Source organism: Phytopseudomonas daroniae, from assembly GCF_004327275.1.
Taxonomy (GTDB): Bacteria; Pseudomonadota; Gammaproteobacteria; order Pseudomonadales; family Pseudomonadaceae; genus Aquipseudomonas; species Aquipseudomonas daroniae.
This window is the reverse complement of sequence record NZ_QJUJ01000006.1, coordinates 214,810-230,207: the sequence shown is the minus strand read 5'-3', so window position 1 is coordinate 230,207 and position 15,398 is coordinate 214,810. Positions and strand designations below refer to the sequence as shown.

General features: G+C 60.4%; 15 protein-coding genes. 9 read left to right on the top strand and 6 right to left on the bottom strand.

What is annotated here, in order from left to right:
• Positions 1-86: 86 nt before the first annotated feature.
• Positions 87-338: an outer membrane lipoprotei OprI gene (gene oprI / locus DNK10_RS16215; RefSeq protein ID WP_013791646.1), complete on the bottom strand. Its 252-nt coding sequence runs from the start codon at positions 336-338 to the stop codon at positions 87-89.
• 373 nt (positions 339-711) lie between these two features.
• Between oprI and DNK10_RS16210 the strand changes: the two genes are divergently transcribed.
• On the top strand, positions 712-993 hold the full coding sequence (locus tag DNK10_RS16210; RefSeq protein WP_131192263.1) for a GNAT family N-acetyltransferase: 282 nt from the start codon (positions 712-714) through the stop codon (positions 991-993).
• A gap of 57 nt (positions 994-1,050) precedes the next feature.
• On the opposite strand, the gene DNK10_RS16205 is transcribed toward DNK10_RS16210, so the two are convergent.
• Positions 1,051-2,127: a 3-deoxy-7-phosphoheptulonate synthase gene (locus tag DNK10_RS16205; RefSeq protein WP_131192262.1), complete on the bottom strand. Its 1,077-nt coding sequence runs from the start codon at positions 2,125-2,127 to the stop codon at positions 1,051-1,053.
• 452 nt (positions 2,128-2,579) lie between these two features.
• On the opposite strand from DNK10_RS16205, the gene DNK10_RS16200 reads away from it, so the two are divergent.
• The 3 genes from DNK10_RS16200 (at position 2,580) to cysB (ending at position 4,761) form a co-directional block, all read left to right on the top strand.
• Positions 2,580-2,966: a thioredoxin family protein gene (locus tag DNK10_RS16200; RefSeq protein WP_131192261.1), complete on the top strand. Its 387-nt coding sequence runs from the start codon at positions 2,580-2,582 to the stop codon at positions 2,964-2,966.
• A gap of 217 nt (positions 2,967-3,183) precedes the next feature.
• Positions 3,184-3,681: a universal stress protein gene (locus DNK10_RS16195; RefSeq protein ID WP_131182386.1), complete on the top strand. Its 498-nt coding sequence runs from the start codon at positions 3,184-3,186 to the stop codon at positions 3,679-3,681.
• A 105-nt stretch (positions 3,682-3,786) separates the two neighbouring features.
• Entirely contained in the window at positions 3,787-4,761 is a 975-nt protein-coding gene (gene cysB / locus DNK10_RS16190) for an HTH-type transcriptional regulator CysB (RefSeq protein ID WP_131182385.1), read from the top strand.
• A gap of 85 nt (positions 4,762-4,846) precedes the next feature.
• Here cysB and DNK10_RS16185 read toward each other — a convergent pair whose 3' ends face one another.
• Positions 4,847-5,467, bottom strand: a complete 621-nt coding sequence (locus tag DNK10_RS16185) for a phosphoadenosine phosphosulfate reductase domain-containing protein (RefSeq protein WP_131182384.1) — start codon at positions 5,465-5,467, stop codon at positions 4,847-4,849.
• A gap of 135 nt (positions 5,468-5,602) precedes the next feature.
• Here DNK10_RS16185 and thrH point away from each other — a divergent pair, with 135 nt between their 5' ends.
• The gene (gene thrH / locus DNK10_RS16180) at positions 5,603-6,220 is read left to right on the top strand and encodes a bifunctional phosphoserine phosphatase/homoserine phosphotransferase ThrH (protein ID WP_131182383.1); all 618 of its coding nucleotides are present in this window, start codon (positions 5,603-5,605) and stop codon (positions 6,218-6,220) included.
• Between the two features lie 199 nt (positions 6,221-6,419).
• On the opposite strand, the gene DNK10_RS16175 is transcribed toward thrH, so the two are convergent.
• The 3 genes from DNK10_RS16175 to rloA are packed head-to-tail and all read right to left on the bottom strand — an operon-like array spanning position 6,420 to position 9,473.
• Positions 6,420-7,406 (bottom strand): alpha-L-glutamate ligase-like protein, encoded by a 987-nt coding sequence (locus DNK10_RS16175; RefSeq protein ID WP_131182382.1) that lies wholly within the window; start codon positions 7,404-7,406, stop codon positions 6,420-6,422.
• A gap of 4 nt (positions 7,407-7,410) precedes the next feature.
• The gene (gene rloB / locus DNK10_RS16170; RefSeq protein WP_131182381.1) at positions 7,411-8,937 is read right to left on the bottom strand and encodes an osmotic stress tolerance membrane protein RloB; all 1,527 of its coding nucleotides are present in this window, start codon (positions 8,935-8,937) and stop codon (positions 7,411-7,413) included.
• A 5-nt stretch (positions 8,938-8,942) separates the two neighbouring features.
• Positions 8,943-9,473, bottom strand: coding sequence for a retropepsin-like aspartic peptidase RloA (gene rloA, locus DNK10_RS16165; RefSeq protein ID WP_131182380.1), 531 nt, complete (start codon positions 9,471-9,473; stop codon positions 8,943-8,945).
• 295 nt (positions 9,474-9,768) lie between these two features.
• On the opposite strand from rloA, the gene DNK10_RS16160 reads away from it, so the two are divergent.
• The 4 genes from DNK10_RS16160 (at position 9,769) to acnD (ending at position 15,390) form a co-directional block, all read left to right on the top strand.
• Positions 9,769-10,494 carry a GntR family transcriptional regulator gene (locus DNK10_RS16160; RefSeq protein WP_131182379.1) on the top strand — a complete coding sequence of 242 codons (726 nt, stop codon included), beginning with the start codon at positions 9,769-9,771 and terminating at the stop codon, positions 10,492-10,494.
• Positions 10,491-11,378, top strand: a complete 888-nt coding sequence (gene prpB / locus DNK10_RS16155; protein ID WP_131192260.1) for a methylisocitrate lyase — start codon at positions 10,491-10,493, stop codon at positions 11,376-11,378. The genes DNK10_RS16160 and prpB overlap by 4 nt, the downstream gene beginning before the upstream one ends.
• 148 nt (positions 11,379-11,526) lie before the next feature.
• The gene (gene prpC, locus DNK10_RS16150) at positions 11,527-12,654 is read left to right on the top strand and encodes a bifunctional 2-methylcitrate synthase/citrate synthase (RefSeq protein ID WP_131192259.1); all 1,128 of its coding nucleotides are present in this window, start codon (positions 11,527-11,529) and stop codon (positions 12,652-12,654) included.
• A 114-nt stretch (positions 12,655-12,768) separates the two neighbouring features.
• On the top strand, positions 12,769-15,390 hold the full coding sequence (gene acnD, locus DNK10_RS16145; protein WP_131192305.1) for a Fe/S-dependent 2-methylisocitrate dehydratase AcnD: 2,622 nt from the start codon (positions 12,769-12,771) through the stop codon (positions 15,388-15,390).
• The last annotated feature ends 8 nt before the right edge of the window (positions 15,391-15,398 follow it).

Here is a 15,398-nt window from a genome sequence, read left to right as displayed (position 1 = left end):
AGAACAGGGGTTCTTATTGTTCGCTAATTGTTAAGAGCAATAAAAAAACCGGCCCTGGGGCCGGTTTTTTTATTAGCCAAGGGCTTTTACTTGCGGCTGGCTTTTTCCAGCATACGCAGAGCACGCTCGTTGGCTTCATCAGCAGTTTGCTGAGCCTTCTGAGCAGCGGCCAGCGCTTCGTCAGCCTTGCGGTAGGCTTCGTCGGCACGGGCCTGAGCGCGAGCTGCTGCGTCTTCGGTTGCAGTCAGGCGAGCTTCGGTTTCTTTGGTAACGCTGCTGCAACCGGTAGCCAGAACTGCGGCCAGAGCCAGAGCAGAGAATTTCAGAACGTTGTTCATCGTGTTCCCCTTGGGGTAAGTTTTTTGCTTGTTGAAGCCAAATCCCGAACCCGGAAAATGACCGGCGTACATACTACCTGTAACTTTTAGTAAGTAAACGTACGGGAAGCAAGGCCGCCGGTTTTTTTCATGTTCAACGGGCCTGTCGGTAATTAACCGAGCGCGCGATGTTGGTTGTTTATTGAGCAGGTACGACAAGGCGAATGAGTACCGAACGATCAGGATAATTGGGTAGGGGCTGTGCCTGTTCCGAGCAGAACGGATTTTGCCTTGCCCTTTATCCTCTAGAATGGCTTTATATCCTATTGTTACCGGATGTACGCAGGCCACAATGGCTGGATGTCGATGTCCGACCCAATCGAGAGGAGTAGTAATGAGCGAGCCACTGTCCATTCACCATGACCTTGCCGGTCACCAGTTCGAGACCACAGTGGATGGTGATCGCGCTTACCTCTCTTATATGGATCTGGGTAAGCAGACGCTGGATATCTATCGGACTTTCGTCCCCAACTCGCTGCGTGGTCGCGGTATCGCCGCGGCCCTTACCGGTGCCGCGCTCGATTACGCCGAGCGCATGGGCTATACGGTGATTCCATCCTGCTCCTATGTGGAGCGTTACATGGCGCGCCGCGAGGGTTCCACCGAGCAGAGCTGAAGCAAAGGCTGCAAGCAAAACGCCGGGCAGATGCCCGGCGTTTTCATTGCTGTCGACTCAACCGCGCTGGCGCTTGGGCAGTACGTCCTTGAGCTTGATGTGCATGGAGCGCAAGGTCTTTTCGGTGCTCTCCCAGTCGATGCAGGCGTCGGTGATCGACACGCCGTACTTGAGCTGCTGCAGATCTTTCGGGATCGACTGGCTGCCCCAGCCCAGGTGGCTCTCGACCATCAGGCCAACGATCGATTGGTTGCCTTCGAGGATCTGGTTGGCGACGTTGTCCATCACCAGTGGCTGCAGAGCCGGATCCTTGTTGGAGTTGGCGTGGCTGCAGTCGACCATGATGTTCGGCTTGATGCTGGCCTTCTTCAATTCCTGTTCGCAGACGGCCACGCTTACCGAGTCGTAATTCGGCTTGCCGTTACCACCGCGCAGCACCACATGGCCGTAGGCATTGCCCTTGGTGGTGACGATGGACACACCGCCTTGCTGATTGATACCCAGGAAGCGGTGCGGGCTGGAAACCGATTGCAGGGCGTTGATGGCAACGGTCAGGCCGCCGTCGGTGCCGTTCTTGAAGCCCACGGCCGACGACAGGCCCGAGGCCATTTCGCGGTGGGTCTGGGATTCGGTGGTACGCGCGCCGATGGCGGACCAACTGATCAGATCCTGCAGGTACTGCGGCGAGATCGGATCCAGCGCTTCGGTAGCGGTGGGCAACCCCATTTCCGCGAGATCGAGCAGCAGCTTGCGGCCGATGTGCAGGCCATCCTGGATCTTGAACGAGTCATCGAGGTACGGATCGTTGATCAGGCCTTTCCAGCCGACGGTGGTACGCGGCTTTTCGAAGTACACACGCATGACCAGATAGAGCGTGTCGGATACTTCCTCAGCCAGTACTTTCAGGCGCTCGGCGTATTCATGAGCAGCCTTGATGTCGTGGATGGAGCAGGGGCCGACGACCACGAACAGGCGGTGATCCTTGCCGTCGAGGATGTCGCGCACGACCTGGCGGCCGGCGGAAACCGTGCGCTGCGCGCTTTCGGTCAGCGGAATCTCGAGCTTGATCTGTTCCGGGGTGATCAGGGTTTCGTTGGAGGCGACGTTAAGGTCGTTAATCGGTAAATCAGCCATCGTGCTTTTCATCAGTTGCGTCATCGGGTCACGGAAGCCGGCCGCCAGCGATCCCCGTGCAGCGGGCACAGCGGTATGGGCACAGCGGGGAAGCGGAACCTTAGCGCGTTAGCGCCTGGCTAGACAATGATATTTAGGGCGTGAGAGTGGTAAAGCTATCGGTATGCTGCTCCCTGCCACTCTTTTGCGGTGTCCTCCAGAGGCAGCGCCTAAGCGACTTGTCGTTCGTGCTGCTTGCGGTAGTCCGATGCGGTGGCCCGGTGTCGTGCCCGCTGAAGGCGATGCTGACGGACTGCTGACTGCTCCAGGCGGGCCAGAATAGGATCCCCGCTCACTCGGTAGCGGAATATGCGGCTCGGCTGCGGCGCCTTGACAGAGGGGACGCGTCGAGTGACATGCTCTGCGTAACGATACTCCATCGGTAAATCACGCCATGACGAAGAAGCCGACGCATGAACGACCACTGCAGCTGGCAGCAAATCGATATTGCCTCGCCGGGTATGACGAGCGATCTGGAGTTGTCCGATTTCGATGCCGATCAGCAGCTGCTGAGTCTGCCGGGTACCTCGCTGGTGATTTTCACCAGCCAGGGTTGTGCCGCATGCCGCTACGCCCGTGAACGATTGCCCAGGCTATCGCTGCCCGTCGAGCGGCTGGCATGGATCGATGCAGGTGCCAATGGCGGCCTGGTTCGGCGCTACGAGGTCTTTCATCTGCCTGCATTGTTCGTCGTGCGCGACGGCCAGTTCCTAGGGGCTCTGCATAGTCGTCTGGCGCCGCTCGATCTCGAAAGAGCCCTGGCCAGTGTGCTGGCTCGTCCACCCGAGGAACTGCCCTGAGCCTTGCGGGAGCCGCGGCTTCGCAGCGAGTGGTGGAGTCGCGTGATTTGGTGCGATGGCCATGATCGAATCCCCTTCCCGAGGCCGGATCTCCTATGCGGACTTTGGCTTTGGGTTGTATATGGCCATCGCCTGACTGCCAGTGTTTTCGTTGACTTTTGGATGACGCTGCTAAGCTCAAGCGAGGCTCCGCCGTGTCGGCAGTCGAGGAGGCCGTATGATTCGTTCGATTCTTTATGCAACCGATCTCGGTCTTTACGCACCCTACGTCCTGCAGCACGCGCTAGCGCTGGCGCGCAGTTTCAATGCTCGTTTGTATGTGGTGCATGTGGTGGAACCGATGGGGTTGTTCGCCGAGTCGGTCTTGCAAACCTATGTCGACGAGGCGCGCCTCAAGGAATTGCGCAGCACGGGGCTGGAAACCGTGATGAATAGCATCGAACTGCGGGTGCTCGAAGGATTTCGCGACGAGTTGGGGGAAAACCGCGACGACCTCGATCTGATCGGCTCGGTGCGGGTGCTGCGGGGCGATCCACCACTGGCCATTCTCGAAGAAGCGCAGAAACTCGGTGTGGATTTGCTGGTCGTAGGCAGTCACAGCCATGGTGCCGCGTTGGAGGTACCGATGGGCAGGACGGCGTCGAGGTTGCTGCAGTTATCCGATGTACCAGTCTACCTGGTACCCATGTTGCAACACCGTTCCCGTCACGAATGATCGCTACACAACCCAGATAAAAAATCTATATTTACCGTCTGAACCATTAATATGGTTATATACCGGTTCGACGATCAGGCTGCCTATCCGCTTTGAGGGATTTCTATGAAGCTTCAGCAACTGCGCTACATCTGGGAAGTCGCGCACCATGACCTCAACGTCTCAGCCACGGCGCAGAGCCTTTATACCTCGCAGCCAGGTATCAGCAAGCAGATCCGTTTGCTCGAAGACGAGTTGGGTGTGGAAGTGTTCGCCCGCAGCGGTAAGCACCTGACGCGAGTGACGCCGGCGGGTGAGCGCATCATAACCACGGCAGGTGAAATCCTGCGCAAGGTTGAAAGCATCAAGCAGATCGCCCAGGAATTCTCCAATGAGAAGAAGGGCACCCTGTCCATCGCTACCACTCACACCCAGGCACGTTATGCGCTGCCGCCAGTGATCAGCAGCTTCATCAAGCAGTACCCGGACGTTGCCCTGCACATGCACCAGGGCACGCCGACGCAGATTTCCGAAATGGCCGCCGACGGCACCGTGGACTTTGCCATCGCCACCGAAGGCCTGGAGCTGTTCAACGATCTGGTGATGATGCCTTGCTACCGTTGGAACCGTTGCGTGATCGTGCCCCAGGGCCATCCGCTGGCCAAGCTGCCGAAGTTGACGCTGGAAGCCCTGGCCGAGCACGAAATCGTCACCTACACCTTCGGTTTCACCGGCCGCTCCAAGCTCGATGAAGCCTTCAATCACCGTGGTCTCACGCCCAAGGTCGTGTTCACCGCGGCGGATGCCGACGTGATCAAGACTTACGTGCGTCTTGGTCTCGGTGTGGGCATCGTGGCCAAGATGGCCGTCGACCCGGCCCTGGATCCGGATCTGGTGGTGCTCGATGCCAGCGAGCTGTTCGAGTCTAGCGTGACCAAGATCGGCTTCCGCCGTGGCACTTTCCTGCGCGGTTTCATGTGCGACTTCATCGAGAAGTTCGCCCCGCACCTGACCCGTGAGGTGCTGGCCAAGGCCGTGCAATGTCACAACAAGGTCGAGTTGGAAGAACTGTTCAAGGACGTGGAGCTGCCGCTGCACTGACAACATTAGCGGCAAGCTGCAAGCCACAAGCGGCAAGTAGAAGCATGGGGTCACGAGGCCTCTGACTTGCAGCTTGTAGCTTGATTCAATGGCTCAGGTGCAGACCGCATTCACGGTTGTCTTCACCCTTGGTTGGGTCGAAGTAGTCGAAGTTGTTCGGCAGGCCGTGGGCGGTGAGGTATTGATACAGATCCTTGGATGACCAGTGCAGCAACGGCGCGACCTTTATCAGGCCGTCCGGGTTGATGCTCACCGGCTGCATCTGCGCGCGCACGGCGGTGTCGGTGGCGCGCAGCGCGGTGAACCAGACGCTCGGCGCGGTTTCGCGCAGGGCGCGGGCGAAGGGCTCCAGTTTGACCTCTTCGGTGAAGGCGGCATGGCGCGGATCGTCCAGTGCTGGCGTCGGGCCGTCGATGGCCTCACGGTGGGCACGGCTGCGCTTGGGCAGGTAGGTGATCAGGTTCAGACCGAGCTGACTCGTGACCTCATCGGCGAACTTGTAGGTGGCTTCGGTGTTGTAGCCGCTGTCCATCCACACGATCGGGATGTCGGCCTTGGCCTGGCTGACCATATGCAGGATGACCGCCTCGAACGGGCGGAAGTTGGTCGTGCAGATCGCCGGTTTGCCCAGGCCGATCGCCCATTCGATCAGCTTCTCCGGCTGGTTGGCGAATTCGGCGTTGAGGGTGTCCAGATCGAGATCCATGGCAGGCTCCAGGGCATATGCGTGAGGAGGGCGATGGTAGCAAATCTGCGTGGCTGCAGGGGCTGCCGTATCGTCAAAGCGGCGCGGCTTCTGTAGAGTTGCCGCCAACTTTAAAGCCCAACCTAGGAGTGTGCCGTGGAAATTGCTTGCCTTGATCTGGAAGGTGTACTGGTTCCCGAGATCTGGATCGCCTTTGCGGAAAAGACCGGAATCGAATCCCTCAAGGCGACCACCCGAGACATTCCCGATTACGACGTGCTGATGAAGCAGCGTCTGCGAATCCTCGACGAGCATGGCCTGAAGCTATCGGATATCCAGGAAGTGATCGCCACGCTGGAGCCGCTCGACGGCGCCGTCGAATTCGTCGACTGGCTGCGCGAACGCTTTCAGGTGGTAATCCTGTCAGACACCTTCTATGAGTTCTCCCAGCCGCTGATGCGCCAGTTGGGCTTTCCGACGCTGCTGTGCCATCGGTTGATCACCGACGATACCGACCGTGTGGTGGATTATCAGCTGCGCCAGAAGGATCCCAAGCGTCAGTCGGTATTGGCCTTCAAGAGCCTCTACTATCGCGTGATCGCTGCCGGCGATTCGTACAACGACACCACCATGCTCAGCGAAGCCCACGCTGGCATCCTGTTCCATGCGCCGGAAAACGTGATTCGCGAATTCCCGCAGTTTCCGGCCGTGCACACTTACGCAGACCTCAAGGTCGAGTTCCTGAAGGCCTCTAATCGTCAGTTGAGTCTTTAGGAGGCTTCGCCGCAGCGCTGTCGCGCAGCAAACAGGTCGATGTAGACAGAGTAGGATGGGTGCTAACCCATCAATTGCGATGGGTTAGCACCTACGCGGCCCGCCCCATCCTACATTTTTTAACCTCCTGTAAATCAATTGGTTACTTGATGTTTTGAGAGGAAGACTGCTGCCGACTGTGTCGGCAGCAGGGCAGGGCTCAGATCTCTGTGGCCGGGATATGGCCGAACAGTTCCTGAGAGAAGCGCATACGCTCTTCGGCGTTCTCCTGGATGCCTTTGGCAGCCAGCTCTTCCAGGCGTGCTTCCACCGCATGGGTACGGTGGGTCAGGCCGCAATCGTTGGCGATCTGAATGTTCAGGCCGGGGCGGGCGTTGAGCTCGAGAATAAGTGGGCCCTTCTCCTGATCCAGCACCATGTCCACGCCAATATAGCCGAGGCCGCATAGCTCGTAGCAGCCAGCGGCGAGCCTCATGAAACCATCCCAGTTCGGCAGTTGCACGCCGTCCACCGCATTGGTGGTATCGGGGTGTTTGCTGATCTTGTTGTTCAGCCAGGTGCCGCGCAGGGTCACACCAGTGGCCAGATCCACACCAACGCCAATGGCGCCCTGGTGCAGGTTCGCCTTGCCGCCCGACTGTCGGGTTGGCAAACGCAGCATGGCCATCACCGGATAACCCATCAGCACGATGATGCGAATGTCCGGCACGCCTTCGTAGCTGATGCTCTTGAAGATGGTGTCCGGGGTTACCCGGTATTCGATCAGCGCACGATCCCGGTGCCCGCCCAGGGAGTACAGACCCGAGAGAATGCTGGAAATCTGTTGTTCGATTTCGGAGTGGCTGACGATCTTGCCCGATACCGTCTTGAAACGATCCTCGAAACGGTCGGCGATCACCAGGATGCCGTCACCGCCAGCGCCCTGGGCCGGCTTGACGACGAAATCGCTGCGCTCGCCGATGATCTTGTCGAGGGTGTCGATTTCCTTTTCCGTGGAGATCACCCCATACATTTCCGGCACGTGGATGCCGGCTTCGATGGCGCGCTCCTTGGTGATGATCTTGTCGTCGACGATCGGGTACAGGTGCCGTTTGTTGTACTTCAGCACGTAGTCCGCGTTGCGTCGGTTGATACCCATGATGCCTTTGGCTTCAAGGGCCTTCCAGGTTTTCCAGAGACCTAGCATTGGCTCAATCCTTCAGGAAGGCTTTGAAGCGGAACAGTTCGGTCAGGCGGTAGCCGCGGTAGCGACCCATCGCCAGCATGAAGCCCACCAGAATCAGCAGAATCGCCGGGAAGGTGAAGACGAAGTAGACCAGTTCCGGCACGCTCATCAGCAGGTGCGCCAGCGTCGCGGCGACCAGGGTGCCGATGGCCACCTTGAAGGCATGGCTACCGCCACGTTCTTCCCAGGTGATCGACAGGCGTTCGATGGTCATGGTCAGGATCACCATCGGGAACAGCGCTACGGACAGGCCACGTTCGAGGCCCAGCTTGTGGCTGAACAGGCTGATGGTGGCGATCAGCACGACCACGAAGGTCAGTACCACCGACAGGCGCGGCAGCATCTGTAGCTTCAGGTGTTCCAGGTAGGAGCGTAGCGACAGGCCGAGTGCGGTGATCACCGTGAACAGGAAGATACCGAAGCCCAACTGAGTCTCGCGAAAGGCCAGGGCGATCAGCACCGGGGTGAAGGTGCCCAGGGTCTGCAGGCCGCCGAGGTTGCGCAGGATCAGGATGACCAGCACGCCGATGGGGATCATCACCATGATCATGAAGGTTTGCTGGGTCTGCAGTGGCAGGCCGTACAGCGAGTACTCGAGGAAGTCGGCGTCGGTGTTCTCGTCGGTCAACTGAGCGAGGCGGATGGCGTTCATCTCGCTGTTGTTGAGGGTGAAGGTAGTGGTCGCCTGGCGACCACCATCGAGGGTGATCAGCGGCTCGTCACCTGTCCACCAGACCAGGCGGTCGTTCGGCAGACCCTGCTCGCCGCTTTCCGGGTTGAAATACAGCCAGCGGTCGCCGTTGAAGCTGCGCAGCCACAACTCCGGGCTCTGCTGGATGTCGGCGGCCAGGCGAATGGTGTGCACGCGTTCCATCGGCACGTGGGCGATCGATAGCAGCAGTTCGATCGCTTGCGCCTTGTTCGGCGTCGAGGCGTCGCCGCCGAGCAGCAGCTTGGCGTTGTCGTCGTTGCTGTTGTTGACCCGTTTGATGGTTTCGCTGATGAAGGTCTCGACATCGGCCGAGTGCTGGCGAATCGGCGCCAGCAGGGCTTCGGCGGCGATCTTCTCGGGGCCTTCTACCGGGATGCTGTCGCGGAAGATCGGGCCTTTGGCCTTGGCCTGTTCGCCGCTGTAGCGCTTGGTCAGCACCAGGCGGTAGTAGAGCGTCTGCTTGCCATTGGCGCGGCGTGCCGACCAAGTCACCTTGCGGTTGCTGTCGGCACGGTTGATGCTCACACCGTAGTTATTGGAGATGAAACTTTCATTGAGGCTGACGTAATCCTGGTTCAGCGGCGGTACGAACATCTGCAGCTTGATCGGGTCGCGGCCGTTGGCCTGGAATTCGACACGGGTGTCGATGTTCCACAGGTCGTCGGTTTCGTCACTGCTGACCGGAATGCCAAGGACAAAGATCTGATAGGCCGTAATCGCGATCCCCAGGCTCACCAGGATGGTGATCAGGATTTTCAGATGCAGGTTAAGAGAGCGCATGGGGATTACTCGCCGGATTTTGCGGTGGTACAGGCAGGTTTCCCTGCTGCGTATTTTAAGCTGGGGTCGACCAGTGCATCGAAGCGCTTGAGCGCGTCGGAGCCGATCAAAAGTGGGTATTGGAAGGCGCTGCGATCGGTAAGGTTCACTTCGATCTGGCGCCTGGCGCCGCCCATGCACACATCCAGCTCGACTACCGGGCGTGCGGTGTAGGTTTTCTCTTCTTCCGGATCGAAATCGCCGGAGCGACGCTTGATCTTGCTGATGCGCGCCAGCGGCCGCTCGATCGGATGGGCATGGGCATCGTCGATGGCCAGGTAGAAGCGTACCCAGCGTTCGCCATCACGCTCGAAGCGTTCGATGTCACGAGCGCTGAGCGAAGCGGTCTGGGCGCCGGTATCGAGTTTGGCGGCCACGATCACGTCGAGGTCGAGGCTCACGTATTCGTTCAGGCCATAAATGGTCTTGTCGGCCGCAGCCGCGAGACCGGGCAGGAGCGATAGGCAGAAAAGCAGGGGGAAGGTTTTGAGTCTCATAAATCCTGTCGGGTGGATCGCGATCGGTAGAGCGAATCTCGGGCCGGGGCCGCCATTCGCTGGCATGGAGTCTAGCAGGCGCCCCGGGACGTCCCCTCCAGGCATTGAATGGCGCGCATTCTAACATGGGGTTTTTCCATGGTGACAGACGGTTGTCTGCCTTTGTGTATCTGCTTTTCTGGTTATCGTAGTTGCAGCGAGAATGGTTATATTGTCGACAATGTTGTTTTTAATTTGTGTTTATTTGGCTTTTTGCCTATGGTTTCAGGCAAATTACTAGCGGTGTGTCGACAATATGCAAGAGCCCAGTGTGCTTGTCCTGGCTGCCGAGCAAGATGCGGAAACCCGCTCCGAACACGTATTTCGCCGTATCCAGGCGGCTATCGTGAAAGGCGAGATCGCCCCAGGCAGCAAGATTTCCGAGCCGGAGTTGGCGCGTACCTATGGCATCAGTCGTGGCCCGCTGCGTGAGGCGATCCATCGCCTGGAAGGGCAGCGCCTGCTGGTGCGCATTCCTCATGTCGGGGCACGGGTGGTATCGCTCGATCGTGAGGAACTGATCGAACTGTACGAGATTCGCGAATCCCTCGAAGGGATGGCCTGCAAGCTGGCGGCCGAGCGCATGACCCAGGCCGAGATCGATGATCTGCGCCGGGTGCTCGACACCCATGAGCGTGACGAAGCCTTCCAGGCTGGCGTGGGTTACTACCAGCAGGAAGGCGATTTCGATTTTCACTATCGGATCATCCAGGGCAGTGGTAACCGTACCCTGGTGAAGATGCTCTGCGGCGAGCTCTATCAACTGGTGCGCATGTACCGCATTCAGTTCTCGGCGATAACGCCCAATCGTCCGCGTCAGGCCTTTGCCGAACATCACCGCATTCTTGATGCCATCGCCGATCGTGATGGCGAACTGGCCGAATTGCTGATGCGCCGACATATCGGCGCATCCAAGCGCAACATCGAGCGCCACTACCAGAGCGCCCATCCCACCACCGTCAAGACCCGAGGCAAGTCATGAGTCAGAGTACGCCAGGCCAGCGCTTTCGCGATGCGGTCGCCAACGAGCAGCCGTTGCAAGTCGTCGGCGCCATCAATGCCAACCATGCGTTGTTGGCCAAGCGCGCCGGTTTCAAGGCTATTTATCTTTCGGGTGGTGGCGTGGCGGCTGGCTCCCTGGGAGTACCGGATCTGGGCATCACCGGGCTGGATGACGTGCTCACCGACGTGCGTCGCATCACCGATGTCTGCGATCTGCCGCTGCTGGTCGATGTCGACACCGGCTTCGGCAGTTCGGCATTCAATGTGGCGCGCACCGTCAGGTCGATGATCAAGTTCGGCGCCGCCGCGATCCATATCGAGGATCAGGTCGGTGCCAAGCGCTGTGGCCATCGGCCGAACAAGGAGATCGTTTCCCTGCAGGAAATGGTCGACCGCATCAAGGCCGCCGTCGATGCGCGTACCGATGACAGTTTCGTGATCATGGCGCGCACCGACGCCCTGGCCGTGGAGGGACTCGACGCCGCTCTGGATCGGGCCGCGGCCTGTGTCGAAGCGGGCGCCGATATGGTTTTTCCGGAAGCGATCACCGAACTGCAGATGTACAAGACCTTCGCCGCGCGGGTGAGGGCGCCGATTCTCGCCAATATCACCGAGTTCGGCGCTACGCCGCTGTTCACCACCGACGAACTGGCCGCGGTCGATGTCGGCCTGGTGCTGTATCCGCTGTCGGCATTCCGCGCCATGAACAAGGCCGCGGAAAACGTCTACACCGCGATTCGCCGCGATGGCACGCAGAAGAACGTGGTCGACAGCATGCAGACCCGTATGGAGCTTTACGAACGTATCGACTACCACGCCTTCGAGCAGCGCCTCGATGCGCTGTTCGCGCAGAAGAACGGCTGAACCGATGCTGGTCTCATCGCTGGCAAGCCAGCTCCTACAGGCATAAAGCCCTCTCGTAGGAGCCGGCCTTGCCGGCGATGGCTCCGGCATATACGCCTCGAAGTGGCTGGATAGACATCTATAACAAATCCAAAAAAGGAGAAAACCCATGGCTGAAGCAAAAGTGTTGAGTGGCGCAGGCCTGCGTGGCCAGGTCGCCGGGCAGACCGAGTTGTGCACCGTGGGCAAGACCGGTGCCGGGTTGACCTATCGGGGTTATGACGTGCGTGAGCTGGCGGCGGGGGCGATCTTCGAAGAGGTTGCCTACCTGCTGCTGTATGGCGAGTTGCCCAACCAGGCGCAGCTGGATGGGTACCTGAAGAAGCTGCAGGGTCAGCGTGATCTGCCCACAGTGCTCAAGGAAGTGCTGGAGCGTATCCCGAAAGATGCTCATCCCATGGATGTGATGCGCACCGGTGCCTCGGTGCTGGGTAACCTCGAGCCCGAGACGAGCTTCGAGCAGCAGCGCGACAAGGCCGATCGGTTGCTCGGCGCCTTTCCCGCGATCATGACTTACTGGTATCGCTTCAGCCATGAAGGCCAGCGCATCGATTGCAACAGCATTGAACCGACCATTGGCGGTCACTTCCTGGCGCTGCTGCATGGCAAGAAGCCCAGCGAGCTGCACGTCAAGGTGATGAACGTGTCGCTGATTCTCTACGCCGAGCATGAATTCAATGCCTCGACGTTCACTGCGCGGGTTTGCGCCTCGACGCTCAGCGACATCTTTTCCTGCGTCACCGCGGCCATCGGCTCTCTGCGCGGACCGCTGCATGGCGGTGCCAACGAGGCGGCGATGGAGATGATCGAGAAATTCGCCTCGGCCGAAGAAGCCTCCGCCGGCACCCTGGCGATGCTGGAACGCAAGGACAAGATCATGGGTTTCGGCCATGCGATCTACAAGGAATCCGATCCGCGCAACGAGGTGATCAAGGGCTGGAGTCGCAAGCTCGCCGACGAAGTGGGCGACACGGTGCTATTTCCGGTGTCCGAGGCCATCGACCGGGTCATGTGGGAGCAGAAGAAGCTGTTCCCCAATGCCGACTTCTACCATGCCTCGGCGTATCACTTCATGGGCATTCCGACCAAGCTGTTCACACCGATCTTCGTCTGCTCGCGGGTTTCCGGCTGGACGGCCCATGTGTTCGAGCAACGAGCGAACAACCGCATCATCCGCCCGAGTGCGGAGTACACCGGCGTCGAGCAGCGTCCGTTCGTGGCGCTGGATCAGCGCTGAAGCAACGCACGCGGTCCACTTCGGTGGTGCCGCGACACCCATAAAGAGCGCTGCCGGCTCGAACGGCGCGCCAGCTACTCCACCGTGATCGAGTTTCGTGCCATGACCCTGACCATGAACAGCGCCAACCGCAAGCCGTTACCCGGCACCTCGCTGGACTTCTTCGATACCCGTGCTGCGGTCGATGCCATCCAGCCCGGTGCCTACGCCACGCTGCCCTATACCTCGCGGGTGCTGGCGGAAAATCTGGTGCGTCGCTGCGGCCCGGCGACTCTGCGCGACTCGCTCAGGCAACTGATCGAGCGGCGTCGTGACCTGGATTTTCCCTGGTTCCCGGCGCGAGTGGTGTGCCATGACATCCTCGGTCAGACCGCGCTGGTCGACCTGGCCGGCCTGCGCGACGCCATTGCCGACAAGGGTGGCGATCCCGCCCAGGTCAATCCGGTGGTGCCGACCCAGTTGATCGTCGACCATTCACTGGCCGTGGAATGCGGCGGTTTCGACCCGGATGCCTTCGCCAAGAACCGCGCCATCGAGGATCGCCGCAACGAGGATCGCTTCCACTTCATCGAGTGGACGAAGAAGGCCTTCAAGAACGTCGACGTGATCCCGCCGGGCAACGGCATCATGCACCAGATCAACCTGGAGAAGATGTCGCCGGTGGTGCAGGTGCAGCAGGGCGTGGCCTTTCCCGACACCTGCGTCGGCACCGACAGCCACACCCCGCATGTCGATGCCCTGGGGGTGATCGCCATCGGTGTCGGTGGCCTGGAGGCGGAGAGCGTGATGCTTGGCCGTGCCTCGTGGATGCGCCTGCCCGATATCATCGGCGTCGAGCTTACCGGCCGGCCGCAGCCGGGTATCACCGCCACCGACGTGGTGCTGGCGCTCACCGAATACCTGCGCCAGGCCAGGGTGGTCGGCGCCTATCTGGAATTCTTCGGCGAAGGGGCGGCGGCGCTGACCCTGGGCGACCGCGCGACCATCTCCAACATGACTCCGGAGTTCGGCGCCACGGCGGCGATGTTCGCCATCGACCAGCAAACCATCGACTACCTCAGGCTGACCGGTCGTGAGGATGAGCAGGTTCGCCTGGTAGAAACCTACGCCAAGGCTACCGGCTTGTGGGCGGACGACCTGGCCAGCGCCGAGTACGAGCGGCTGCTGAGCTTCGATCTGTCCAGCGTGGTACGCAACATGGCCGGCCCGTCCAACCCGCACAAGCGTCTGCCGACCTCGGCGCTGGCCGAGCGCGGCATCGCCGGTGCCTGGGAAGAGGTGCCCGGGCAGATGCCCGACGGCGCGGTGATCATCGCCGCGATCACCAGTTGCACCAACACCAGCAACCCGCGCAACGTGATCGCCGCCGGGCTGCTGGCGAAAAAGGCCAATCAACTGGGCCTGCTGCGCAAACCCTGGGTCAAGTCGTCCCTGGCGCCGGGTTCACGGGCCGTGCAGCTGTACCTGGAGGCCGCCGGCCTGCTGCCCGAACTGGAAAAGCTCGGCTTCGGCATCGTCGCCTTCGCCTGCACCACCTGCAACGGCATGAGCGGTGCGCTGGATCCGGCGATCCAGCAGGAAATCATCGAGCGCGACCTGTATACCACCGCCGTGCTGTCGGGCAACCGCAATTTCGATGGGCGCATCCACCCCTACGCCAGGCAGGCGTTCCTGGCCTCGCCGCCGCTGGTGATCGCCTACGCCATCGCCGGCACCATCCGCTTCGACATCGAGAAGGATGTGCTCGGCGTGGTCGACGGGCGGGAAATTCGTCTCAAGGATATCTGGCCGGCGGACGAGGAAATCGACGCCGTGGTGGCGTCCAGCGTCAAGCCGGAACAGTTCCACAAGGTCTACTTCCCGATGTTCGCCGTGCAGTCCGACAACGGCGAGCGCATCAGTCCGCTGTATGACTGGCGGCCGATGAGCACCTACATTCGGCGTCCGCCTTATTGGGATGAAGAGGGGGAAGGTGCATTGGCTGGCGAGCGCACGCTCAAGGGCATGCGCCCGCTGGCGGTGCTGCCGGACAACATCACCACCGACCACCTGTCGCCGTCCAACGCCATCCTCGCCGACAGCGCCGCTGGCGAATACCTGGCGAAAATGGGCTTGCCGGAAGAGGACTTCAACTCCTACGCCACCCACCGTGGCGACCATTTGACCGCCCAGCGCGCCACCTTCGCCAACCCGCAACTGGTCAACGAAATGGCCGTGGTCGATGGCCAGGTGCGCAAAGGCTCGCTGACCCGGTTGGAACCGGAGGGGAAGGTGGTGCGGATGTGGGAGGGCATCGAGACCTACATGCAGCGCAAGCAGCCGCTGATCATCGTCGCTGGCGCCGACTACGGTCAGGGCTCGTCCCGTGACTGGGCGGCCAAGGGCGTGCGCCTGGCCGGTGTGGAGGCCATTGCGGCTGAAGGCTTCGAGCGCATCCACCGTACCAACCTGATCGGCATGGGCGTGCTGCCGCTGGAGTTCAAACCCGGCACCACGCGCCTGACCCTGGGCATCGACGGCAGTGAAACCTTCGATGTGCTCGGCGCCCGCACGCCGCGCACCGATCTGACCCTGGTCATCCATCGGCGCAACGGCGAGACCCTCGAAGTCCCCATGACCTGCCGACTGGATACCGCCGAGGAGGTGTCGATATACGAGGCCGGTGGTGTGCTGCAACGTTTCGCCCAGGATTTTCTGGAAGCGGGTGCCGATGTTTCGCAAAAGGTGGCTGGTTAAGCCGTTTT